This is a genomic window from Streptomyces hokutonensis (assembly GCF_000376565.1).
GTDB classification, from domain to species: Bacteria; Actinomycetota; Actinomycetes; order Streptomycetales; family Streptomycetaceae; genus Streptomyces; species Streptomyces hokutonensis.
On the sequence record NZ_BARG01000054.1, the window covers coordinates 115,924 to 139,276 of the forward strand.

Consider the following 23,353-nt stretch of genomic DNA (forward strand, 5'->3'; position numbering starts at 1 on the left):
TCTTCCCCCGAGGGCGATTGGTCCTCGACTGTCAGTGGCCGCCGCTAGCCTCTCCGACATGCCCGCCCGTATCACCGATCCCGATCAGCTCAAGGAGCTCCTCGGCATCCCCTTCACCCCGGAGCAGACGGCCTGCATCATCGCGCCGCCCGCCCCGCAGGTGATCGTGGCCGGAGCCGGGTCGGGCAAGACGACGGTGATGGCGGCCCGCGTGGTGTGGCTGGTCGGCACCGGCCAGGTCGCCCCCGAACAGGTCCTCGGCCTGACCTTCACCAACAAGGCCGCCGGTGAACTCGCCGAGCGCGTCCGCAAGGCGCTCATCAAGGCGGGCGTCACCGACCCCGACGTCATCGACCCGGACACCCCCCCGGGCGAGCCGGTGATCTCGACGTACCACGCCTTCGCGGGCCGCCTCCTGACCGACCACGGCCTGCGCATCGGCCTCGAACCGACGTCCCGCCTGCTCGCCGACGCCACCCGCTTCCAGCTCGCCGCGCGCGTGCTGCGCGAAGCCCCCGGCCCCTACCCGGCGCTCATCCGCTCCTTCCCGGACCTCGTCAGCGACCTCCTCACCCTCGACTCCGAGCTCGCCGAACACCTCGTACGGCCCGAGGAGTTGCGCGCGTACGACGCCGAGCTGCTGCGCGCCCTGGAGAGCGTCAAACTCGGCAACCCCGAACTCCGCAAGGTCCCCGAGGCGGCCGCCGCCCGCCGTGAACTCACCGAACTCGTGAGCCGCTACCGGGCCGCCAAGCGTGAGCGGGACCTGCTCGACTTCGGCGACCAGATCGCCCTGTCCGCGACCCTGGCGCGCACCCGCCCGGAGGTCGGCGAGATCCTGCGCGACGAGTTCCGGGTGGTCCTGCTCGACGAGTACCAGGACACCTCGGTCGCCCAACGCATCCTCCTGGCGGGCCTGTTCGGCTCCGGCACGGGCCACCCGGTGACCGCAGTCGGCGACCCCTGCCAGGCGATCTACGGCTGGCGCGGCGCGTCCGTCGCCAACCTCGACGACTTCCCCGAGCACTTCGCGCACGCCGACGGCCGCCTCGCCGCCCGCCAGTCGCTCAGCGAGAACCGCCGCAGCGGCGGCCGCCTCCTCGACCTCGCCAACGGCCTCGCGGAACCCCTGCGCGCCATGCACGCAGGCGTGGAGGCCCTTCGCCCGGCCCCCGGCGCCGAGCGCGACGGCATGGTGCGCTGCGCGCTGCTGCCCACCCACGCCGAGGAGATCGACTGGCTCGCCGACTCCATCGCCCACCTCGTACGGACCGGGAAGGCACCCGGCGAGATCGCCGTCCTGTGCCGCACGGCCACCGACTTCGCCGAGATCCAGGGCGCCCTGGTGGCCCGCGACATCCCCGTCGAGGTCGTCGGACTCTCCGGGCTGCTGCACCTGCCCGAGGTCGCCGACCTCGTCGCCGTCTGCGAAGTCCTCCAGGACCCCGGCGCCAACGCCTCCCTGGTCCGGCTGCTGACCGGCCCGCGCTGGCGCATCGGCCCCCGCGACCTCGCCCTCCTGGGCCGACGCGCCCGGCTCCTCGTGGCCCACGCGCGCGTGGGGGCCGACGACGACCCGGACCGCAGGCTCGCCGCAGCCGTCGAGGGGGTCGATCCCTCCGAGGTGATATCGCTCGCCGACGCCCTCGACACGTTCCTGGAGACACCCCTCTACGGCTCCGACGGCACCGGGGACGACGACGGGCTGCCCTTCTCACCGGACGCGCGCGTGCGCTTCGCCCGCCTCGCCACCGAACTGCGCGACCTGCGCCGCTCCCTGTCCGACCCCCTGATGGACGTCCTGCACCGCGTCCTCGCCGTCACCGGCCTGGAGGTCGAACTCGCCGCGTCCCCGCACGCCCTGGCCGCCCGCCGCCGCGAGACCCTGTCGAACTTCCTGGACGTCGCCGCCTCCTTCGCCGCCGGCGACGGCGAGGCGACCCTGCTCGCCTTCCTCGGCTTCCTGCGCACCGCCGCCCAGTACGAGAAGGGCCTCGACAACGCCCTCCCCGGCGGCGAGAACACCGTCAAGGTCCTCACCGCGCACAAGTCCAAGGGTCTGGAGTGGGACGTCGTGGCCGTCCCCGGCCTGGTCACCGGGACCTTCCCCAGCAGCCAGGGCCGAGAGAAATGGACCGCCCAGGGCAAGGTCCTCCCGCACGCGCTGCGCGGCGACACCGCCACCCTGCCCGACGTCGCCTCCTGGGACTCCAAAGGCATGAAGGCCTTCCACGAGGCCATGAAGGACCACCAGCGCACCGAGGAACTCCGCCTCGGCTACGTCACCTTCACCCGCCCCCGCTCCCTGCTGCTCGGCTCCGGCCACTGGTGGGGTCCCACCCAGAAGAAGCGCCGGGGACCGTCCGACTTCCTCCAGGCCCTCTACGACCACTCCGCGGCGGGGTACGGCGAGATCGAGGCCTGGGCGGACGAACCCGAAGAGGGCGAGGAGAACCCCGCCCTGCAGACGGCCACCGTCGACCAGGCCTGGCCACTGCCTCTGGACGACAGGGCGATGGCCCACCGGCACAAGGCCGCCAAGATGGTCATGGACCACCTGGAGCGCCTCGCCTCCCACGACGAGAGCCACCCCGCAGCCACCCACGACCCGGACGCGTACGACGACCCGGACTGGCCGCCGCCACCGGAGGACGACGAGCCGCCCTACGACGAGCCCCTCTACGAGGAAACCCCCCTCGACACTGAGGACGGCCTCCCGGAGGACGACCCCGCCGACTGGGACGCCTGGACCACGGACCGCCCGACCGTCCCGCACCAGGCGACGGCCCCACACGCCGCCGAAGACTCTGGCGCGCCTGGGGGCGTCCGCCCGCACCCCATGGAACCGCCCGGCCCCCGCCTCACCCCCGAGGAAGCCCGAGCCATCGCCTCCTGGGACCGCGACCTCGACGCGCTCACCGGTGAACTCCTCCGCGCCCGCCGAGGCGTCACCGACGTCCCCCTGCCGGCCTCCCTGACCGCCACCCAGCTGCTGCACCTGGCCGCCGACCCGGACGGGCTCGCGCAGGAACTCGCGCGCCCCATGCCACGCCCTCCGCAACCCGCCGCACGTCGAGGCACCCGCTTCCACGCCTGGGTCGAATCACGCTTCGAAGAGCTGACCCTGCCCATGCTGGAGCCGGAGGAACTGCCCGGCAGCGAAGCCGAGATCGCCGACGAACGAGATCTGGAAGCACTCAAGGACGCCTTCGAACGTACCGAGTACGCCCGGCGCACGCCCTACCGCGTCGAGACCCCCTTCCAGCTCTCGATCGCCGGCCGCGTCGTACGGGGCCGTATCGACGCCGTCTACAAGGAGGGCGACGGCGACGAGGCGACGTACGAGATCCTCGACTGGAAGACCAGCAGCACCCGCACCGCCGACCCGCTCCAGCTCGCGATCTACCGGCTCGCCTGGGCCGAGCGGCAGGGCGTGCCCCTGGAAGCGGTCACGGCCGCCTTCCTGTACGTGCGCGGCGGCGAGGTCGTCCGGCCGGAGGGCCTCCCGGACCGGGCCGCACTGGAGCGGCTGCTGCTGGAGGAGCCCGGCGCGCAGGCGGAATCACCGGGCGCGCAAGGGGAGTAGCCGACCGCGCAAGCAAACTGTGAGGAACCGCCCACCGAGGATGTCAGTGCGGGCCGATAGGCTCGTGACCATGAGCCACACCGTTGACAGTGCCGTCAGCGCGGTCCGCACGTACATCGAGCAGCATCGCGCAGCCTTCCTCGACGACCTCGCCGAGTGGCTGCGCATCCCGTCCGTGTCGGCGCAGCCCGAGCACGCGCCCGACGTCCGGCGCAGCGCGGACTGGCTCGCCGCCGCACTCCGGGAGACCGGCTTCCCGACCGTCGAGGTCTGGCCGACTCCGGGGGCACCCGCCGTCTTCGCCGAGTGGCCCTCCGACGACCCAGAAGCGCCCACGGTCCTTGTCTACGGCCACCACGACGTACAGCCCGCCGCCCGCGAGGACGGCTGGGACAGCGAGCCCTTCGAGCCCGTCTTCCGCGGAGACCGCCTCTACGCGCGCGGGGCCGCCGACGACAAGGGCCAGGTGTTCTTCCACACACTCGGCGTCCGCGCGCACCTCGCCGCCACCGGCCGCACCGTCCCGGCCGTGCACCTGAAGCTGCTCGTCGAGGGCGAGGAGGAGTCCGGTTCCCCGCACTTCCGGGCACTCGTCGAGGAGCGCGCCGACCGGCTCGCCGCCGACGCCGTGATCGTCTCCGACACCGGCATGTGGTCCGAGGACACCCCCACCGTGTGCACCGGCATGCGCGGCCTCGCCGAGTGCGAGATCCGACTGCACGGCCCCGACCAGGACATCCACTCCGGCTCCTTCGGCGGCGCCGTACCGAACCCGGCGACCGCCGCCGCCCGCCTCGTCGCCGCACTGCACGACGAGCACGCACGCGTGACGGTCCCCGGCTTCTACGACGGCATCGTCGAACTCACCGACCAGGAGCGCGAGCTCTTCGCCGAGCTGCCCTTCGACGAGCGTGAGTGGCTGCGTACCGCCAAGTCGTACGCCACTCACGGCGAGGCCGGGCACACCACCCTGGAGCGCATCTGGGCCTGTCCCACCGCCGAGGTCAACGGCATCGGCGGCGGCTACCAGGGCCCGGGCAGCAAGACGATCATCCCGTCCTCGGCCACGGTGAAGCTCTCCTTCCGGCTGGTCGCCGGCCAGGACCCCGACCACATCGAGAAGGTCGTCCGCGACTGGGCCGCCCGGCAGGTGCCCGACGGCATCCGCCTGGAGATTGAGTTCAGTGCCGCCACGCGCCCGTGCCTGACCCCGCTGGACCACCCGGCCCTGCAGTCCGTCGTCCGCGCCATGGCCACCGCCTTCGAGAAACCGGTCCTCTTCACCCGCGAGGGCGGCTCCGGACCGGCCGCCGACCTCCAGGAAGTCCTCGGGGCACCCGTCCTCTTCCTGGGCATCTCCGTTCCCTCCGACGGCTGGCACGCCCCGAACGAGAAGGTCGAACTCGACCTCCTCCTCAAGGGCGTCGAAACCACCGCCCACCTGTGGGGAGACCTCGCCGACACCTGGCGCCACGCGCCCTGACGAACCCGCGCGATCCGGACCGGCGACAAGCGCGAGGCACACTGGAAGAACCGCCCCGCACACCCGTCCCCGCCGGACCCGGTCGCCTCCTGCCGTACGTCCCGCTGAACCGCCCGCCGAAACAATCCGCATTGCCGGGGGAGTTGGAAGCACCCGTGACCACCTGGACCGACCACACAGCCGACCGACCCATCTCGCTCACCGCCCCGAGCGGCATCGACCGAGCCGCCCACCACCGGCTCGACGAGGCCTGGCTCGCCGCGGCGTGGAGCCACCCCACCACCCGTTGCTTCGTGGTCTCCGGCGGCCAGGTCCTCATCGACGAGACGCCCGACGGCAGCACCGAACTCGTCATGACCCCGTCCTTCGAGGCGCCCCTCACGGAAGCGCACCGCTACTTCCTGGGCACCGACGACGACGGCGTCAGCTACTTCGCCCTCCAGAAGGACGCGCTGCCCGGCCGCATCGACCAGTCGGCACGGGCGGCGGGCCTGCGCGAGGCGGGGCTGCTGCTGTCTCCCCGGGACGTGGGCCTCATGGTGCACGCGGTCGCCCTGGAGAACTGGCAGCGCCTGCACCGCTTCTGCTCCCGCTGCGGCGAGCGCACGGTCATCGCCGCGGCCGGCCACATCCGCCGCTGCCCGGCCTGCGGCGCCGAGCACTACCCGCGCACCGACCCCGCCGTGATCATGGCGGTCACCGACGAGGAGGACCGCATCCTGCTCGGCCGTCAGGTCCACTGGCCCGAGGGCCGCTTCTCGACGCTGGCCGGCTTCGTGGAGCCCGGCGAGTCCATCGAACAGTCGGTGCGCCGCGAGGTCTTCGAGGAGGCCGGCATCACCGTCGGCCATGTCGAGTACGTCGCCAGCCAGCCCTGGCCCTTCCCGTCCAGCCTCATGCTGGGCTTCATGGCCCGCGCCACCTCGACGGAGATCAACGTCGACGGCGACGAGATCCACGAGGCCCGTTGGTTCTCCCGCGAGGAACTGCGCGCGGCCTTCGAGTCCGAAGAGGTGCTGCCCCCGTACGGCATCTCGATCGCGGCCCGACTGATCGAGCTCTGGTACGGCAAGCCGCTGCCGACACGCAGCTTCGTCTGAGGCCGACAACCGGCAGCGGACAGCAAGAAGGCGGCCCCTGACGTATCAGGAGCCGCCTTCTGCGGAGCCGCGTGCACCGATCGACGATCAGGCGCCGACCTTCTGCTTGACCTGGGCCAGCGAAGGGTTCGTGAGGGTCGAACCATCGGCGAAGAGCAGAGTCGGGACCGTCTGATTTCCGCCATTCGCCTTCTCGACGAACGCCGCGGAATCCGGGTCCAGCTCGATGTTGACCTCGTTGTACGCGATGCCCTCGCGGTCCATCTGGCTCTTCAGCCGACGGCAGTAACCGCACCAGGTGGTGCTGTACATCGTCACGGTGCCCGACATTCTCTCGCGCTCCTCAACAGCTCAGGGAATATGTCCTCGCGTGGAGGAAACGTACGCGACGCACCCGCCATTCCCGCCGGGGGTATCCCACGGGACGTGACGCCTGCCGCATTAGTACGACTGCGGGTGCCTCCCTGTGGACAACCGGCTCACCCGTCTCCGGCGACCTGGCAGCATGGCCGTGTGACAGCAGCAACGCACTCCCCCCTCTTCCCGCAGGTACCGGACTCGGCCGACGCGGTGCTCGAAGGGCTCGACCCCGAGCAGCGCGAGGTGGCGACCGCTCTGCGCGGCCCGGTGTGCGTGCTGGCGGGTGCCGGCACGGGCAAGACACGGGCGATCACCCACCGCATCGCCTACGGAGTGCGCGCCGGGGTCCTGCAGTCCTCCAGCGTGCTGGCCGTCACCTTCACCAACCGCGCCGCCGGCGAGATGCGCGGCCGGTTGCGCCAACTCGGCGCCACCGGAGTGCAGGCACGCACGTTCCACTCGGCCGCTCTGCGTCAGCTCCAGTACTTCTGGCCGAAAGCGATCGGTGGCGGCATGCCCCGGCTCGTCGACCGCAAGATCCAGCTCGTCGCCGACGCGGCGGCGGCCTGCCGCATCCGCCTCGACCGCGGCGAACTGCGGGACGTCACCGGCGAGATCGAGTGGTCCAAGGTCACCCAGACCGTCCCCTCCGACTACGCCGCCGCGGCGGCCAAGGCGGGCCGCGACGTCCCCCGCGCCCCCGCCGAGATCGCCCAGCTCTACGCCGCCTACGAGGACGTCAAACGCGACCGCGCGGTCATCGACTTCGAGGACGTCCTGCTGCTGACCGTCGCCGTGCTCCAGGACCGGCACGACATCGCCGAACAGGTCCGCTCGCAGTACCAGCACTTCGTGGTCGACGAGTACCAGGACGTCAGCCCGCTCCAGCAGCGCCTTCTGGAGCTCTGGCTCGGCGATCGCGACAATCTGTGCGTCGTCGGCGACGCCAGCCAGACGATCTACTCGTTCACCGGGGCGACCCCCGACCACCTCCTCGACTTCCGCGCCCGCCACCCCGGCGCCACCGTCGTCAAGCTGGTCCGCGACTACCGCTCCACACCCCAGGTCGTCCACCTCGCCAACGGCCTGCTCTCCCAGGCCCGCGGCCGGGCCGCCGACCACCGGCTGGAGCTGATCTCCCAGCGCGCCGCGGGTCCCGAACCCGTCTACGCCGACTACACCGACGAGCCCGCCGAGGCCGAGGGCGCCGCGCGCCGCATCCGTGACCTGATGGCAGCGGGCGTGCCGGCGAGCGAGATCGCGATCCTGTTCCGCACGAACTCCCAGTCCGAGACCTACGAACAGGCCCTCGCCGACGCCGGAGTCCCCTACCAACTGCGCGGCGCGGAGCGGTTCTTCGACCGCCCCGAGGTCCGCAAGGCCGGCGTCGCCCTGCGCGGCGCGGCCCGCTTCGGCGGCAACGACTCCCTCCTCGACGACGTCGTCGACCTGCCCTCCCAGGTCCGTGCCGTCCTCTCGGGCGAGGGCTGGACCTCCGAGCCACCGGCCGGCTCCGGAGCCGTCAGAGAGCGCTGGGAGTCCCTGGCCGCCCTGGTCAATCTCGCCCAGGACTTCGCCGCGGCCAGACCCGGAGCCACCCTCGCCGACCTGGTCGCCGAACTCGACGAGCGGGCGAACGCCCAGCACGCCCCGACCGTCCAGGGCGTCACCCTCGCCTCCCTGCACTCGGCCAAGGGCCTGGAGTGGGACGCCGTCTTCCTGGTCGGCGTCGCCGAGGGCATGATGCCGATCTCCTACGCGAAGACCGACGAACAGATCGAGGAGGAGCGCCGCCTCCTGTACGTCGGAGTCACCCGCGCCAGAGAGCGACTCCACGTCTCCTGGGCCCTCGCCCGCTCACCCGGCAGTCGCCCCAACCGCCGCCCCAGCCGTTTCCTGGACGGCCTGCGCCCCGGCTCCACCGGCGCCGCGGGCAGACCCGGCCTGGTCGCCCCCGGCGGCATCGAGCGCGGCTACACCGGCACCGGCCCCGCAGCGGTCCCCCGGCGGACACAGCGCACCGTGGCCCGCTGCCGGGTCTGCGGTCGCACACTCACCGACGCCGGCGAGATGAAACTGATGCGCTGCGAGGACTGCCCCTCCGACATGGACGAGGGCCTCTACGAGCGGTTGCGCGAGTGGCGGGAGGTCCAGGCGCAGCGCAGCGGTCAGCCGGCGTTCTGCGTCTTCACGGACAAGACGCTGATGGCGATCGCCGAGACCGTCCCCGACGACGAGGGCGAACTGGCGCGCATCCCCGGCGTCGGAGTGCGCAAGCTCAACCGCTACGGGGCCGATGTCCTGGCCATCTGCGGCGGTCAGGAGCCTGCGGAGGGTGCCGCGGGGGACTGATGAAAACTCGTCGGAAAAATAGTTTGCGCATGCCCCGGCGATCCCCATAGGTTCTAAGCCACGGGAACAGAAGGCCTTCTCGGAGGCCCTGATTCCGTGATGTACTTGCATATCCGAAGGACCGGGCTCACCCCCGGTCCCCCGAGACGCCGAGAGGAGGCGATTCCAGTGATCAGCATCAACACCAGCTCCGCCAGCATCGTGAAAATGACCGATCCCTCGGTCGTCTCCCTGTGCATGCTCGGCGTTTCGAACCTGGGCACCGGTCTGTCCGGCATTTCTGCCGCCCGTCCGGCGTCCGCCCTGTCTCTCGCGGGTCTTCCCATCCGTGAGCGCAATGAGCGACCGACCAAGGCACTGGAAGCAGTAGGAGCACAGGCGCAGGCCTATGCCTTTGCGCCCGGTGCCGGAAGCCGGAAGCAGACGACGCAGCACCACCAGATGTGGGCCTTCCGTGGGCCAGAACCCTGGAGTGATCCAGCCTGATCGATCAGGCCGGCGCCTTCAGGGCCGCGGAACCCCATCCGGGATCCGCGGCCCTTCTGTTTGTCCCCGAACGGGGATGACGGAGCGAAGGGGCCTCGGGACAAGAAAAGAACCCGGTACCAAGCCGACACCCGGCCCAACAGGGCCGGACCGACCAGACGAGGAAGAACAACCGTGCAACTCGAAGCGCACGCCCCGTCCGTACCGCCTTCCGAAACGATCCCCCCGCCCGGCCTCACGGAGGACTCCACCTTGACTCCGCTCACTGCGCTCACCGCGCTCGACGACGCCATCGAGAACCTCGGCGTGCCCGTCCCCTGCCGTTCCTACGACCCGGAGGTCTTCTTCGCCGAGTCGCCGGCCGATGTCGAGTACGCCAAGTCCCTCTGCCGCACCTGCCCGCTGATCGAGGCCTGCCTCGCGGGCGCCAAGGAGCGGCGTGAGCCCTGGGGCGTCTGGGGTGGCGAGCTCTTCGTCCAGGGTGTCGTCGTGGCCCGCAAGCGGCCGCGTGGCCGTCCGCGCAAGAACCCGGTCACGGCATGAACACCACCCTCGGAACGATCGACCGCCCCCTCACGCACGACCCCAAGAAGCAGGCCCCGATGAAGCCGTCCACTCCCAGCGAGCCCGCGGGCTCCGCGATCCCAGACTTCACCACTCCGGGTGCGACCGAGTCGCGCCAGAACAGGACCCGAGAGATGCAACTCATTCCAGAAGCACTCGCCCGTGCGCATATGCACGAGCGCCTGCAGGAGGCCGAGCGGGAACGGCAGGTCACGCGCCTGCTGGCCGCCCGCCGGATGCAGCGCAGGGCCGAGCGCGCGTCGATGCGCGCCCGCCGTGCGCTCGCCATGGCCGTCATGCAGTAACCGATCACACCTGAAGCGGTGGCCTCCCCAGCCCGGAGGCGAATGCTCCCCGCGGAGGCCGGTCCGTCCGAACGGACCGGCCCCCGCGGCGCGTTCTGTCCCGATACCCGGCCGCGGCGATATCGTCGCCGGGTGACGAGTCGTCCCGGAGGCAGCGACACCAGCGCCTCCACCGCGGAGCCCCAGCAGCCCCTCGTGTGCGCCCGCTGCGGCACCCGGTCCGAAAGCCCGCAACCCACCTGGACCTGCTCGGTGGAGAACGGAACCCGGCACTACTACTGCGACGCCTGCGCCAGGGAGAACCTCAGGGCGATCGAGGGGCGACTGGACTCCGAGTGGTGGTAGGCCGTCCTCGCGCCCGTCCTCGCGGCGGGGCTCAGGCCTCCGCCGCCGGTTCCTCCTCGTCCGCGAACTCCTCGTACTCGTCCGGCTCCTCCGGCACGAACCCCGGCAGCCACTCCTCCAGCTCCTCGCGCAGCCGCACCGTCGCACCCAGCTGACACAGAACGCCGATTGTGCTCAATGTCACTCGATGTATCAGGAGGTACGCCGGGGGCAGATTGAGCTGCTTGCCCAACTGGTGGGCGGGAGAACGGGGATCGGCGATCCGGGCGGCCTGACTGCGCATCCAGCCGCGGGTGAAGGTGAACTCGTCGACCTGGGCCGGCTCGATGATCGGCACCAGGTAGTCGAGGACGGCGTCCGGGTCCAGCTCTATCGACTCCTTGACGAAGCCCTCCGAACACAGCAGTTCGTAGACCGCCTCGGCGTCGCCGTCGAGCGTCATGCGCAGGGAATCGCCGATCGGCGTCGGCAGGCCGCCGGGCAGCCGGTCGACCGTGCCGAAGTCCAGGACCCCAAGGCGCCAGTCGCCCTTGCCGTCCGGGTCGGCGGGCAGCAGACGGAAGTTGCCCGGATGCGGGTCCGCGTGGAGCAGACCCGTACGGGCCGGACCGGAGAAGAGGAATCGGGCCAGGAGCTGGCCCGCCCGGTCGCGCTGCTCCTGGGTGCCGTCGGCGATCACCTCCGACATCGGAATCCCGTCGATCCACTCCGTGACCAGGACCTGGTCGCACTGGTGGACCACGGCGGGCACCACGACATCCGGGTCGCCCTCGAACTCCTCCGCGTGCACCTGCTGGGCCTGTGCCTCCAGGCCGTAGTCCAGTTCCTCGGAGACCCGGTCGCGGAGTTCGGCGATGAGGGGCTTGATGTCCATCCCGGGGATGAGCGGGCCCAAGAGGCGGGCGAACCGGCTCAGTTGGTTCAGGTCGGAGAGCAGGGCCTCGCCGGCGCCCGGGTACTGCACCTTGACCGCGACCTCGCGGCCGTCGTGCCACACCGCCCGGTGCACCTGGCCGATCGACGCCGCGGCCGACGGCTTGTCCTCGAACTCCTCGAACAACTCGCGCCAGTCCTCGCCGAGCCGCTCCGCCAGCACACCGTGCACGGTGCGCGTCGGCATCGGCGGCGCCGCCTCCTGGAGCTTGGTCAGCGCGGCACGGTAGGGACCGGCGACCTCCTCGGGCAGCGCCGACTCGAAGACGGACAGCGCCTGCCCGAACTTCATCGCCCCGCCCTTGAGCTCGCCGAGCACCTTGAACAGCTGCTCCGCCGTGCGCTGTTGCAGCTCGCGGCCGACGATCTCCGCGGACTCGCCCACGATCCGTTTCCCGAGCCCCCACGTGGCTCTCCCGGCGAAGCCGAGCGGGAGCGCGGCGAGCTTGGCGGTACGGGTGACCGCCTTGCGGGGAAGATCAGACATGCGCCCTCCAAGTCCCAGCCGGCCGGGCCGAGTCCGCCTTACGGCGCACGTCCCTCGACGGCCGGTCCTCTGCCATTGTCGCGTGTCGATCCTCGTCCGTAGAGGTGTGTCCCTCCTTACCTTTCTCCGCCTCCCTTTCCGCGGCTCCGCAGGGGCAGGCGGAATGCGCCCAGACCGGTCGCGCGTGCCAGTGCAGACCGGGCAGCGAGACCTCCCACCGCGCGCCCGCGCTCGACGGCGACAGCCCGTCGAGGAAGGCGAGCGTGTGCGCGGCAGCCAGCCCGGCGACGGTCGTGGCCAGCGCCAGATCGCAGGGCCGCACCCGGGGCTGCCTGCCGGAACGCCACTGCGCCACCAGCCGGGGCCAGGTCGGGTCCCGGTCGGTGCGGGCGTGGTGCAGACAGCCCGCGCACGCCGACTCGCCGGGCAGCACCAGCGGGCCCACCGTCCCCGTGCCCTCCACGACACCGGCGTACAGATGAGGGGTCCCCGAGGCGATCAGATCGGCGGCGGCGGACGGGTCCGGCGCGTGCACGGCGACATCGTCGCGCGGGGCGAGGACCACCAGGGAGAAACCGGGTTCGCCCTCCTCCCGCGCGGTCCCCGAGGTCCGGCGCGGCGACCGGTCCGGGGCCGCCCGGCGCACCGCCCGCCGCGCCGACTCGTCCCGGCGCTCGCCGACGGCCTCGGCGGGCAGCCCGCCCGGAGCGACGTCCCAGGGCTCGGTGTCACCGCCGTCACGCACGTCGATCTCGCCGACCCCCGCACCCGACAGCAGTGAGGCCAGCACCGCGCCCACCCGGCCCGCGCCCCTCACCTGCACGCGCAGTCCGCGACGCGCCGACAGCCGGGCCATCGCCGCGCCCGGCTCGCCGGTCGTCAGGGAGAGCGAGGCGAGGTCCGGGCGCAGCCGGTCCAGGACGTCCTTCTTCGCGCGGAGCGCGTCGGCCGCGGGACCGCCGCCTTTCGCGTCGTCGAGCAGTCCCGCGTGCGTGAGCTCCTTCACCAGCTGGTCGACATGGCCCTCGGGCAGATCCATCCGCCGGCCCTCCTCGCGCAGGAGCGGCAGTCCGCGCGTGCCGTTGAGCAGGTCCAGGAAACTGCCCGTCGCCGTGTCCATCGGGCCGAGCGTCATCGCGTGCGCCGGTGTCATCCCGAACTGCACGGTGTTGAGATCACGCCAGCCGCGCCGCAGCGCGGGCTTCACCATCGGATGCATGACAGGCCCCCGTAGCCGTAGGAAGTACGTCCCGTGTGCCGGTGGAGTCGGTCGGTGCTCCGCCGGTGGTGCCAGAGTGCCCGGCCGGGCCGGAGGACGCCGAAAGTTGTCCACAGGCAGTGGGGATTCGTCGTACGAATCAAACGCTTGGTGGGGGATCGACACCGAAACCGTCCCGGAGTCGGGACTTCCCGCGTGTGCAGAGGGTAACGTCATGGCGTGCCCGCCGACCCACTGCACAGCGCCGGAAAACCACAGCGCAGTACGACGAGCCAGCCGCCAAGCGGCTCGGGGGCGAGCGCGATCGAGGTTCGCAGGAGTGCGCGTCGGCGCAGAACGGTCTCCGCGTACCGCGAGGGCGATCGCACCGTCGTGCTGATCCCCGCCCGCATGTCCGAGGCGGAGGAGAAGCGCTGGGTCACCGTCATGCTCGACAAGCTGGCAGCCCAGGAAAGCAAACGCGTGCTCGGTGACACGGAGCTGGCCGAGCGCGCGGAGCGCCTGTCGGCCCAGTACTTCGACGGCCGCGCCCGGCCCACCTCGGTGCGCTGGGTCACCAACCAGAACACGCGCTGGGGATCCTGCACGCCCTCCGAGGGCAGCATCCGGCTCTCCCACCGGCTGCAGGGCATGCCCGAGTACGTCGTCGACTACGTGCTGCTGCACGAACTCGCGCATCTCCTGGTGCCCGGGCACGGACCGCGTTTCTGGCGGCTCCTGGAGGCGTATCCGCGCACCGAGCGGGCCAAGGGGTACCTCGAAGGTGTGGTCGCGGCCGAGCGGCTGCCCAATCCACCGGGCGCCCGCGAGGAGTGACCGTCCCCTGTGGGGGATTGTGTACCGGGTCTGTACCGACTTACTCCGGTGTCGGAGATTGCCGTTAGCCTGACGCGACGCACATCGCATCGGGATGGGGGACGGTCGTTACGCATGGCCAGGGAATTCCAACGCGGCCACAAGGCCAAGATCAGTGACCTCACCGCGGGCACCGATCTGTACGTAGGCGTACAGATCACCGGCCCCGGGCTGACGTTCGACATCAGCTGCTTCGGTCTCGACGCCGAGGAGCGGCTCTCGGACGACCGGTACTTCGTGTTCTTCAACCAGCCGAAGTCCCCCGAGGAGTCCATCCAGCTCCTGGGCGCCCAGGCGGGCGACGCCGAGTCCTTCCGGGTCACGCTCGACAAGATCCCGCCGCAGATCCACAAGCTGGCGTTCACGGCCACGATCGACGGCGCCGGACAGATGTCTCAGATCGCCCCCGGGTACGTCCGGATCGTTGCGGGCGGCGAGGAAGTGGCCCGCTACTCGTTCAACGGCTCGGAGTTCACCACCGAGCGGGCCGTGATGCTGGGCGACTTCTACCTGAAGGACGTCTGGCGGTTCGCCGCCGTCGGCCAGGGCTTCGACGGCGGCCTCGAAGCGCTGCTGAAGAACTTCGGCGGCGAGGTCATGGAGGAGGAGGCCCCCGCCGCGCCGCAGGCGCAGCCGCAGTCCGGCGCTGCCCCGGGCTTCGCGCCGCCCGCGTTCGGCGCCCCGTCCGCCCCGGCATCCGCCCCTGCCCCCGCACAGGGCTTCGCGCCCCCGCCGGGAGCCACACCGCCCCCGGCCCCGGCGCCCGCACCCTCCGTGCACGCCGCGCCGACGATCATCGCCCCGATGACCCCGCCCGGCCCCGGCACCGTGCCACCCCCGGGCCCCGTCCCCGCGCCCTACGGCCAGCCGCCGCAGCCGTACGGGCAGCAGGCCCCCGGCCAGACCGCGCCGCTGCCTCCCGGGTACGGCCAGCCCCCGGCCCCTCCCGGCTACGGGCAGCCCACCCCGCCTCCGGGCTACGGCCAGCAGCCGCCCGCCCCTCCGGGATACGGGCAGGTTCCGGCCCAGCCGGCCGGCTACGGAGTGCCCTCCGGCGCTCCCCTGGGCGCCGGTGTGTCGGCCGCGCTGCAGAAGTTCAAGGAGACGCCCACCGGGCAGCGCTGGACGCAGCAGAACAAGAAGCTGATCCGCGTCGACCTCGGTATCGGCGGCCAGCCCGTACTGGCCCGCCAGGGCAGCATGGTGCTCTACCAGGGCAAGGTCGACTTCGGCTACAAGGGCGCCGGGTTCGCCGGCCGGCTCGTGGGCAACGCGACCGGCCAGGAGATGCAGCTGATGCGCTGCACCGGCCAGGGCCAGGTGTTCCTCGCCGAGAACTCCACCAACCTGCACCCCGTCGAGCTCCAGGGGGACGCGATCTGCGTCTCCGCGGAGAACGTCCTCGCCTTCGACGAGAGCCTCCAGTACGAAGTCAGACGCATCGAGGGACACGGCATCCCCGGAGGCGCGCTGTTCACGATGCAGTTCCAGGGGACGGGCACCATCGTCGTGAAGACCCACGGCGAGCCCGTCGTCCTGCCGGTCACGCCGACCACGTTCGCCGACTGCAACGCGGTCGTCGCCTGGTCCGCCGCCGCCCAGGTGATCGTCTCCAGCCAGGTCCGGATGCGCCGCAACGCGTACCCCGGAGACACCGGCGAGAGCGTCAACCTCCAGTTCCGGGCCGCCCCCGGCAATTTCGTCGTCGTCCAGCCGTACGAGGTCTGAGGGAGCCCGTCATGAACCAGCCGCTCGCGGGCTACGCCCCCGCACCCGTCACCGCCCGTATGGAGAACCACGGCAACAACATGCTGAAGGTCGCCATGCAGACCGGAAGCGACCTCTTCGCGCGCGTGGGCTCGATGATCGCCTATGAGGGCTTCATCCAGTACGAGCCCAACCCGCCGGCCGTGCGCCAGATCGCGCGCGACTGGATGACCGGCGAGGGCGCGCCCCTGATGAAGTGCTCCGGGGACGGACTGCTCTACCTCGCCGACTACGGCGCCGACGTCGTCGTGATCAACCTCAACGGCGACGGGATCTCCGTCAACGCCACCAACCTGCTCGCCTTCGACACGTCCCTCACCTGGGGTGTCGAGCGCGTCAAGGGGCTCGCCAAGTTCGCCGGGCAGGGCCTGTGGAACACCAAGATCAGCGGTCAGGGCTGGGTCGCGCTGACCTCCCGCGGCAAGCCGATCGTCGTGGACTGCGGCGGCGGCGATGACGAGACGTACGTCGATCCGGACGCGCTCGTCGCCTGGTCCCCGAACCTCAAGGTGAAGGGCAAGCGCAGCTTCAAGGCGCAGTCGCTGATCGGCCGCGGCAGCGGCGAGGCGTACCAGATGGCCTTCTCCGGGACGGGCATCGTCGTCGTCCAGCCCAGCGAGGACAGCACCGACCGTCTCCGGTTCCGGGGCTGAGGGGGGAACACGACACCATGCAGAGCCCGCTTTTCGCGTTCAACGACTCGCAGTCCCAGGACCGCTACAGCCTCCAGAACAAGCAGATGCTGCGCATCGTCCTGGAGGGCCACGACGACATCCTCGCCCGCAAGGGCACGATGGTCGCCTACCAGGGGCTCGTCGAGTTCGACGCCGAGTACCAGAACACCCAGCAGGCCTACGCCCGTGCGGCCACCGGCGAGGGCCTCAGTCTGATGCGCTGCCACGGGCAGGGCACGGTCTTCCTCGCCAACCTCGCCCAGCACATCCACGTAGTGGATGTGGAGCAGGACGGCCTCACCGTCGACAGCAGCTACGTCCTCGCGATGGACTCCTCGCTGCACCACGAGGTCATCGCCGTGGACAGCCAGTACGGCATCTCCGGCTCCGGGAAGTACCAGCTCAACATCACCGGCCGCGGCAAGGTCGCCCTGATGACCTCGGGCGCGCCCCTGATGATGCAGGTCACGCCCGACAAGTACGTCAACTGCGATGCCGACGCGATCGTCGCCTGGTCCACCGGCCTGCGCGTCCAGATGCAGGCCCAGACGCACTCCTCCGGCGTGTGGCGGCGCCGCGGCAACACCGGCGAGGGCTGGGAGCTGAGCTTCATGGGCAGCGGCTACGCGCTCGTCCAGCCCAGCGAACTCCTGCCGCCGCAGAACGCAGGCATCGGCCAGGGCCTCGCCGCGCAGTACGGCATGGGCCAGCACGGCGCCCACGCGCAGAACCAGGGCAACGCCTGGAGCTGAGCGTCCAGGAGTCGAATGTAAGGGGCGCCCGCCGATGCGGGCGCCCCTTACACGTTCAGAGCCTGGCGCGCGCCGCCTCCAGCAGCCGCACCACCGACTCGTCCGCTACGGCCGCCACCTCGTCGTAGGCGAACCAGCGCAGGTCGAGCGACTCGTCGCTGATCTCCTGCACGGCACCGGGCGGCGCCACGACCGCGTACTGGACGTCGTAGTGGAAGTGGCACGGTGCCGGGATGGGATGGAGGTCGAGGCGGGCAGGACCGCCCGGCAGCAGGGTGAGTCCGGTGATGCCGGACTCCTCCGTGGCCTCGCGCAGGGCCGCCGCCTCCAGGGAGGTGTCCTCGGGCTCGCAGTGGCCGCCCATCTGGAGCCACATCCGCAGCTTCTTGTGGAGCGTGAGCAGCACTCGCCCCTGCTCCGGGTCGACGACCAGGGCACTCGCTGTGATGTGCCCGTCCCCGCAGGACTTCCACATGCCGTCCGGGTGAGCGGCCAGGTGGTCCAGGTAGGCCTGGCGCAGCTCCGTCTGGTCCTCGTAGCTCTTCAGTACGAGGACCGCGTCGTCGTGCAGGCTCACTCGGTGTCGTCGTCCTTCTTCAGGTCGGGCTTCTCCGCCGCCTCGCCGAGCAGCTTGTCCAGCTCGGAGAAGTCCAGCTGCTCGCGGTGCACGAAGCCGTCCGGGTCGTCCAGGTCGGAGGCCGTCGGCAGCATGTCCGGGTGGGCCCACAGGCCGTCACGGCCGTCGACACCGCGCGCGTCCGTGAGCGAGGCCCACAGCCGGGAGGCGTCGCGCAGCCGGCGCGGGCGCAGCTCCAGGCCGATCAGCGTGGCGAACGTCTGCTCGGCGGGGCCACCCGTCGCGCGACGGCGCCGCAGGGTCTCGCGGAGCGCGTCGGCGGACGTCAGACGCGGCTTCGCGGCGGCGTGGACCACCGCGTCCACCCAGCCCTCGACGAGCGCCAGAGCCGTCTCCAGACGGGCCAGGGCGGCCTTCTGCTCGGGCGTGTCCTCCGGCTGGAACATGCCCTGCTGAAGGGCGTCCTGCAGCTGCTCCGGGTTCTGCGGGTCGAACTGGCCGACCACGTCCTCCAGCTTGGCGGTGTCGACCTTGATCCCGCGCGCGTACCCGTCGACCGCGCCGTACAGATGCGAGCGCAGCCACGGCACATGTGCGAACAGGCGCTGGTGGGCGGCCTCGCGCAGGGCGAGATAGAGCCGCACCTCCTCCTGGGGAATGCCCAGGTCCTTGCCGAAGGCCTCGATGTTCAGCGGCAGCAGCGCGGCCTTGCCGACCGGACCGAGCGGCAGGCCGATGTCGGTCGAGCCGACGACCTCGCCCGCGAGCACGCCCACGGCCTGCCCGATCTGCGTGCCGAACATGGCGCCGCCCATGGAGCGCATCATGCCGATCAGGGGGCCTGCCATGGCCTGCATCTCCTCCGGCAGGACATCGCCCATGGCCGCGCCGACGCGCTCGGCGACCGGGTCCACGAGCTCCTTCCAGGCCGGCAGGGTCGCCTCGACCCACTCCGCGCGGGACCACGCCACGGCGGATCCGGCACCGGACGGCAGCGAGGTCGCGTCGTCCAGCCACAGGTCGGCGAGGCGGACGGCCTCCTCGACCGCGCTGCGGTCGGCGGGGCCGATGCTCGCGTCCTTCGTGCCGTCCTGAGTGCCCTGGGAGACCGTCTGGCGGGCGATCTGCTTGGCCATGTCCCAGTTCACCGGGCCGCCCTCGTACGAGAGCATCTGGCCCAGCTGCTGGAACGCGGCGCCCAGGTCGTTGGGGTTCAGGGAACCGAACATGGCTGCGAGCGGATTGTCCGCGCCGGGGCCGCCAAAGCCCCCGGCACCGGGCAGCCCGCCAAATCCGAACGGGTTGGCCGGTCCCTGACCACCACCGCTCTCCTGGTCCTTCTTCTTGCCCTCGTCGCCGTCGTCCGGCTCCTCCGGCGGAAGGCCGAATCCGAATGGGGTGTCACTCACGGGATTCCTCGGCTGTTAAGGCCGCCGGTTCTCTCCGACGGCACGACTGCCCTTCAACACCACCCAGCGTAGACACCGCGGGCCGATCGGGCCTCGATGCTTCGCCGAGACCTGGCCTGCGGCAGGATGGATGCCACCTGGTCCGGACGCGTCACGCGCGTCCGTACTGAAGACAACCGCTGGAGACGCCCGGTGAGTTCCCCAGATCCGCAGGTTCGCGCAGCGCGAAACCACTCAACCAGTCCCGCAGTGCGCGGGCCCGTCGTCGCGGTCACCGGCGCCGCGTCCGGGATCGGGGCGCTCCTCACCGAGCGGCTCGCCGCGTCCGAGGAGATCAAGCAGGTCATCGCCATCGACGAGCGGCGCGGCGAGTGCGCGGCGGCCCAGTGGCACATCCTCGACGTACGGGATCCGGCCATCGCGGAGAAGCTGCGCGGCGCCGACGTCGTCGTACATCTGGCGCTGGACCTCGATCTGGAGACCGATCCGGCCGCCCGTTCGGCGTACAACGTGCGGGGGACGCAGACCGTGCTGACCGCGGCCGCGGCGGCCGGGGTCCACCGGGTCGTGCTGTGCACCTCGGCGATGGTCTACGGAGCGCTGCCCGACAACGAACTGCCGCTCTCGGAGGATGCCGAACTGCGCGCCACCGCGGAGGCCACCGGTGTCGGCGACCTCCTGGAGGTCGAGCGGCTCGCACGGCGCGCGCCCCGGGCGCATCCCGGGCTCAATGTCACCGTCGTCCGCCCCGGAGTCCTCGTCGGCGGCACCGACACCGCGCTGACCAGGTACTTCGAGTCGCCCCGGCTGCTCGTGGTGGCCGGGTCTCGGCCCGCCTGGCAGTTCTGCCACGTCGAGGACCTGTGCAGCGCCCTGGAGTACGCCGTCCTGGAGAAGGTCGACGGGGAACTCGCCGTCGGCTGCGACGGCTGGCTGGAGCAGGAGGAGGTCGAGGAGCTCAGCGGCATCCGGCGCATGGAGCTGCCCTCCGCGGTCGCGCTCGGCGCGGCGGCCCGGCTGCACCGGATCGGACTCACCCCGTCCCCGGCCGGCGACCTGGCGTACACGATGTACCCGTGGGTGGTCAGCGGAAGCCGGCTGCACGACGCGGGCTGGCGGCCCCAGTGGACCAACGAGGAAGTGCTCGCGGAGCTCCTGGAGGAGGTCGCCGGACGGCACACGGTCGTCGGGCGACGGCTCGGCCGCAAGGACGCGACGGCGGCGGGTGCCGCGGGCGCGACGGTCGCACTGCTGGGCGCTGCGGCGGTCGTACGGCGGGCGCGGAAGGCCCGGCGCCGGATCTGAGCAGGGCCGGAACGGCCTCCTGTAGGACGCTCCAAACAGGCACGCGCGTGTGCCTGGTGAAAGTGCTATTCCGCGCTGTCGGCGGGGTGCGGCACGATGGAGGCATGGCACCCACGATCGACCACCCCGGTGAGCAGGCCGCGCAGGATCCCGTCAAGCTGATCGGGATCCGGGAGACGCCGCTCTCCGTGGACGAGGTCTTCCGGGCCGTCGGGGACGACGCGGCCGGTGGGACGGTGCTGTTCGTCGGGACCGTGCGCAACCACGACGGCGGTGCCGACGTCGACCGGCTCGGGTACTCGTGCCACCCCAGTGCCGAGGCCGAGATGCGCCGCGTCGCCGAGAAGGTCGTCGCGGACTACCCGGTGCGGGCGCTGGCCGCCGTCCACCGGGTGGGGGATCTCGGGATCGGGGACCTGGCGGTCGTCGTCGCCGTGTCCTGTCCCCATAGGGGCGAGGCTTTCGAGGCCTGCCGGAAGCTGATCGACGATCTCAAGCACGAGGTGCCGATCTGGAAGCACCAGCAGTTCTCCGACGGCACCGAGGAATGGGTCGGCGCCTGCTGATGCCGGCCCACCGCGCCCGCTGATGCGCACTCACGTACTTCTCACCCGCCCTCCGGTTGCGTAACCGCCCCCCTGCCACGAGCGTTGTCAGTGGGCCTGGCTAATCTGCTGATCAGGCAGTCGAGTTCACTTGTCCGGGGTTGGGAGGTCGGCATGGCGGCACTCGCCTGGTTGTTGATTCCGCTGGTGGCCGCGATAGGCGCCGGTCTGTGGGGCAGTTGGGCCAACAGGACCCGCAAGGTGCGCAGCGACGGTCCGGAACTGGACGGCTATGCCCGCTTCCGCGAGGCGATGGACAAGTCCCACTCAGGCACCTGAGTCGAAGGCGGCCCTGACGGTGCGCTGACAGATGCGTCCCGTACTGTCGTGCCATGCCACGCCGCACCGCGACGATGCTCGCCTCCACCCTGATGCTGATCGCGCTCCTGTGCGCGGGAGTCCTCATCAACGTCCCGTATGCGGAGATGTCGCCGGGCCCGACGGTGAACACCCTCGGGGACCACGACGGCGAGCCGGTGCTGCAGATCACCGGGCGCAAGACCTACCCGACGACCGGTCACCTGAACATGACGACGGTCCGGGTCACCAGCGCCGACTACAACATGAACCTCATCGAGGCCGTGTACGGCTGGCTCGCCCACGACGACAAGGTCGTCCCGCACGACACGCTGTACCCCGACGGCAAGACGGAGCAGCAGTCGACCCAGGAGAACGCCGAGGAGTTCAGCCAGTCCCAGGAGAGCGCCAAGGTCGCCGCACTGGACCAGCTGGGCATCCCGGTGAAGTCCTGGGTGATCGTCTCGACGGTCCTCAAGGACTCCCCGGCCGAGGGCAAGCTGCACGCCGGTGACGTGATCAAGGCCGTCGACGGTACGACGGTGAAGCAGCCCGACGACGTCGCGAAGCTGGTCACCAAGCACAAGCCGGGCCAGAAGGTCGTGTTCACGATCGTGTCGGCCAAGGACCAGGCCGCCGCGGTGAAGGCGAACAAGACGGCGACGGCCACGAAGGACATCACGATCACCACCGCGACCTCCGACGACACCGGCGCCAAGCGCGCCATCGTCGGCATCTCGGCCGGAACCGATCACACGTTCCCGTTCAGCATCGACATCAAGCTGGCCGACGTCGGCGGCCCGAGCGCCGGCCTGATGTTCGCGCTCGGCATCTACGACAAGCTCACCCCGGGCGACCTCACCGGCGGCAAGTTCGTGGCCGGCACCGGCACCATCGACGACACCGGCAAGGTCGGCCCGATCGGCGGTATCTCGATGAAGACCGTCGGCGCGCGCAGCAAGGGCGCCCAGTACTTCCTGACGCCCGCCGACAACTGCGCGGAGGCCGCCAAGGACACCCCCAGCGGCCTCAGGCTCGTCAAGGTGAACACCATCAAGGACGCGATCAGCGACCTCAAGCTGATCAACAGCGGCAAGACCGCCGACCTCCCGAAGTGCAGCACCAAGGACTGAACGAGCCTCTTCTTTAAAGAAGGCCTCGCGCACGACAAGAAGGCCTCGCGTACGACTCCGGGGGCGCCCTCAAGCCGAGAGCGCCCCCGGAGCCGTACGAGGGGACAGGCCGTCAGTCCTCGAAGGTCGCCGACAGGGCCTCCGCGAGGCCCGGGACGAGCGCGCCGCCGGTGAGGACCTCCGTGGGGGAGTCCTTCTCGCGCAGTCGCAGGGCCGAGTCGCGGGTGCCGTCGCGCAGGACCGCGACCGTCATCCGGACCTCCTGGCGGTCCGGGTGCTGGGCGACCCACTGGGTGAGCTTCTTCTCGCTGAGCCCCTCCGGGACGGAGGCCTCGGCGGACGGCGGCAGCATCAGCCGCTCGACGGTGAGCGCGCAGCCGGCCACCGCGTCGGGCCAGGCGATCGTGCCGAGGAACTCGTCCAGCGGCTTTCCGGCCGGGATCTCCTCCTGCTCGATCGGGGTGAGACCGGTGGTCTCGGGCTCGTCCCGCAGGCCGAGTTGGGCCGCGAGACCGGGCTCCTGGGCCCGCAGTCGCGCGGTGTCTACGAGGGCGAAGAGGCGAGCGGGCTGGTCCCAGCCGAGGCCGGAGGCGTACTCGTCGATCTCCAGTACGGCCCGGGTGAGGGGGTTCGCTGCCATGGGAGTGTTGGACATGGTCACAATCCTGCCTCGTTCATGGCCGGAATCGGGAACCGAGTAAACGGTGAGTAAGTTGCATAGGTGTGGGCCCGCGATCACGCGGGGCTACGGACGGTCCG

At 71.1% G+C, this 23,353-nt stretch carries 22 protein-coding genes; 16 read left to right on the forward strand and 6 right to left on the reverse strand.

The features are described from left to right. Window positions 1-58: 58 nt before the first annotated feature. The 3 genes from SSP08S_RS33905 (at window position 59) to nudC (ending at window position 6,169) form a co-directional block, all read left to right on the forward strand. Window positions 59-3,586: an ATP-dependent helicase gene (locus tag SSP08S_RS33905; protein ID WP_019072114.1), complete on the forward strand. Its 3,528-nt coding sequence runs from the start codon at window positions 59-61 to the stop codon at window positions 3,584-3,586. Between the two features lie 70 nt (window positions 3,587-3,656). Next, window positions 3,657-5,069 (forward strand): dipeptidase, encoded by a 1,413-nt coding sequence (locus SSP08S_RS33910; protein ID WP_043259890.1) that lies wholly within the window; start codon window positions 3,657-3,659, stop codon window positions 5,067-5,069. A 155-nt stretch (window positions 5,070-5,224) separates the two neighbouring features. Then, on the forward strand, window positions 5,225-6,169 hold the full coding sequence (nudC, locus tag SSP08S_RS33915; RefSeq protein ID WP_019072116.1) for an NAD(+) diphosphatase: 945 nt from the start codon (window positions 5,225-5,227) through the stop codon (window positions 6,167-6,169). Between the two features lie 87 nt (window positions 6,170-6,256). Here nudC and SSP08S_RS33920 read toward each other — a convergent pair whose 3' ends face one another. Beyond that, window positions 6,257-6,499 carry a mycoredoxin gene (locus SSP08S_RS33920; RefSeq protein WP_019072117.1) on the reverse strand — a complete coding sequence of 81 codons (243 nt, stop codon included), beginning with the start codon at window positions 6,497-6,499 and terminating at the stop codon, window positions 6,257-6,259. Between the two features lie 183 nt (window positions 6,500-6,682). On the opposite strand from SSP08S_RS33920, the gene SSP08S_RS33925 reads away from it, so the two are divergent. The 5 genes from SSP08S_RS33925 to SSP08S_RS59745 all read left to right on the forward strand — a co-directional run bounded on the left by SSP08S_RS33925 (window position 6,683) and on the right by SSP08S_RS59745 (window position 10,581). After that, window positions 6,683-8,881, forward strand: coding sequence for an ATP-dependent DNA helicase UvrD2 (locus tag SSP08S_RS33925; protein WP_174479425.1), 2,199 nt, complete (start codon window positions 6,683-6,685; stop codon window positions 8,879-8,881). 168 nt (window positions 8,882-9,049) lie between these two features. After that, on the forward strand, window positions 9,050-9,367 hold the full coding sequence (locus tag SSP08S_RS59740) for a hypothetical protein (protein ID WP_078532590.1): 318 nt from the start codon (window positions 9,050-9,052) through the stop codon (window positions 9,365-9,367). Between the two features lie 174 nt (window positions 9,368-9,541). Next, the gene (locus SSP08S_RS33930) at window positions 9,542-9,910 is read left to right on the forward strand and encodes a WhiB family transcriptional regulator (RefSeq protein WP_019072119.1); all 369 of its coding nucleotides are present in this window, start codon (window positions 9,542-9,544) and stop codon (window positions 9,908-9,910) included. Beyond that, window positions 9,907-10,236, forward strand: coding sequence for a putative WhiB-interacting protein (locus SSP08S_RS33935; protein ID WP_019072120.1), 330 nt, complete (start codon window positions 9,907-9,909; stop codon window positions 10,234-10,236). Before SSP08S_RS33930 ends, SSP08S_RS33935 begins: the two co-directional genes overlap by 4 nt. Before the next feature lie 132 nt (window positions 10,237-10,368). After that, window positions 10,369-10,581: a hypothetical protein gene (locus SSP08S_RS59745; protein ID WP_078532596.1), complete on the forward strand. Its 213-nt coding sequence runs from the start codon at window positions 10,369-10,371 to the stop codon at window positions 10,579-10,581. A gap of 31 nt (window positions 10,582-10,612) precedes the next feature. Here the strand turns inward: SSP08S_RS59745 and SSP08S_RS33940 are convergent, their stop codons facing one another. Together SSP08S_RS33940 and SSP08S_RS33945 are read right to left on the reverse strand one after the other, a co-directional pair. Beyond that, on the reverse strand, window positions 10,613-12,001 hold the full coding sequence (locus SSP08S_RS33940; RefSeq protein ID WP_019072121.1) for an ABC1 kinase family protein: 1,389 nt from the start codon (window positions 11,999-12,001) through the stop codon (window positions 10,613-10,615). Continuing rightward, the gene (locus SSP08S_RS33945) at window positions 11,994-13,220 is read right to left on the reverse strand and encodes a ThiF family adenylyltransferase (protein ID WP_019072122.1); all 1,227 of its coding nucleotides are present in this window, start codon (window positions 13,218-13,220) and stop codon (window positions 11,994-11,996) included. The genes SSP08S_RS33940 and SSP08S_RS33945 overlap by 8 nt, the downstream gene beginning before the upstream one ends. A 219-nt stretch (window positions 13,221-13,439) precedes the next feature. On the opposite strand from SSP08S_RS33945, the gene SSP08S_RS56420 reads away from it, so the two are divergent. The 4 genes from SSP08S_RS56420 to SSP08S_RS33965 all read left to right on the forward strand — a co-directional run bounded on the left by SSP08S_RS56420 (window position 13,440) and on the right by SSP08S_RS33965 (window position 17,268). After that, on the forward strand, window positions 13,440-14,036 hold the full coding sequence (locus tag SSP08S_RS56420) for a M48 metallopeptidase family protein (protein ID WP_043259880.1): 597 nt from the start codon (window positions 13,440-13,442) through the stop codon (window positions 14,034-14,036). A 114-nt stretch (window positions 14,037-14,150) separates the two neighbouring features. Further along, entirely contained in the window at window positions 14,151-15,803 is a 1,653-nt protein-coding gene (locus SSP08S_RS33955) for a TerD family protein (protein ID WP_019072124.1), read from the forward strand. An 11-nt stretch (window positions 15,804-15,814) separates the two neighbouring features. Further along, a complete protein-coding gene (locus SSP08S_RS33960; RefSeq protein ID WP_019072125.1) occupies window positions 15,815-16,495 on the forward strand; it encodes an AIM24 family protein in 681 nt (226 codons plus the stop codon). Between the two features lie 17 nt (window positions 16,496-16,512). Next, window positions 16,513-17,268, forward strand: coding sequence for an AIM24 family protein (locus SSP08S_RS33965; RefSeq protein WP_019072126.1), 756 nt, complete (start codon window positions 16,513-16,515; stop codon window positions 17,266-17,268). Between the two features lie 55 nt (window positions 17,269-17,323). Here SSP08S_RS33965 and SSP08S_RS33970 read toward each other — a convergent pair whose 3' ends face one another. Together SSP08S_RS33970 and SSP08S_RS33975 are read right to left on the reverse strand one after the other, a co-directional pair. Next, on the reverse strand, window positions 17,324-17,845 hold the full coding sequence (locus tag SSP08S_RS33970; protein ID WP_019072127.1) for an NUDIX hydrolase: 522 nt from the start codon (window positions 17,843-17,845) through the stop codon (window positions 17,324-17,326). Further along, on the reverse strand, window positions 17,842-19,254 hold the full coding sequence (locus SSP08S_RS33975) for a zinc-dependent metalloprotease (RefSeq protein ID WP_019072128.1): 1,413 nt from the start codon (window positions 19,252-19,254) through the stop codon (window positions 17,842-17,844). The genes SSP08S_RS33970 and SSP08S_RS33975 overlap by 4 nt, the downstream gene beginning before the upstream one ends. A 192-nt stretch (window positions 19,255-19,446) precedes the next feature. Between SSP08S_RS33975 and SSP08S_RS33980 the strand changes: the two genes are divergently transcribed. The 4 genes from SSP08S_RS33980 (at window position 19,447) to SSP08S_RS33995 (ending at window position 22,594) form a co-directional block, all read left to right on the forward strand. Beyond that, window positions 19,447-20,559, forward strand: coding sequence for an SDR family oxidoreductase (locus tag SSP08S_RS33980; RefSeq protein ID WP_026179067.1), 1,113 nt, complete (start codon window positions 19,447-19,449; stop codon window positions 20,557-20,559). Between the two features lie 104 nt (window positions 20,560-20,663). Further along, on the forward strand, window positions 20,664-21,125 hold the full coding sequence (locus SSP08S_RS33985; protein ID WP_019072130.1) for a molybdenum cofactor biosynthesis protein MoaE: 462 nt from the start codon (window positions 20,664-20,666) through the stop codon (window positions 21,123-21,125). 153 nt (window positions 21,126-21,278) lie between these two features. Next, a complete protein-coding gene (locus SSP08S_RS62640) occupies window positions 21,279-21,443 on the forward strand; it encodes a hypothetical protein (protein ID WP_019072131.1) in 165 nt (54 codons plus the stop codon). 53 nt (window positions 21,444-21,496) lie between these two features. Further along, window positions 21,497-22,594: a YlbL family protein gene (locus SSP08S_RS33995; protein ID WP_019072132.1), complete on the forward strand. Its 1,098-nt coding sequence runs from the start codon at window positions 21,497-21,499 to the stop codon at window positions 22,592-22,594. A gap of 112 nt (window positions 22,595-22,706) precedes the next feature. Here SSP08S_RS33995 and SSP08S_RS34000 read toward each other — a convergent pair whose 3' ends face one another. Then, window positions 22,707-23,249 (reverse strand): PPA1309 family protein, encoded by a 543-nt coding sequence (locus tag SSP08S_RS34000; RefSeq protein WP_019072133.1) that lies wholly within the window; start codon window positions 23,247-23,249, stop codon window positions 22,707-22,709. Window positions 23,250-23,353 lie beyond the last annotated feature (104 nt).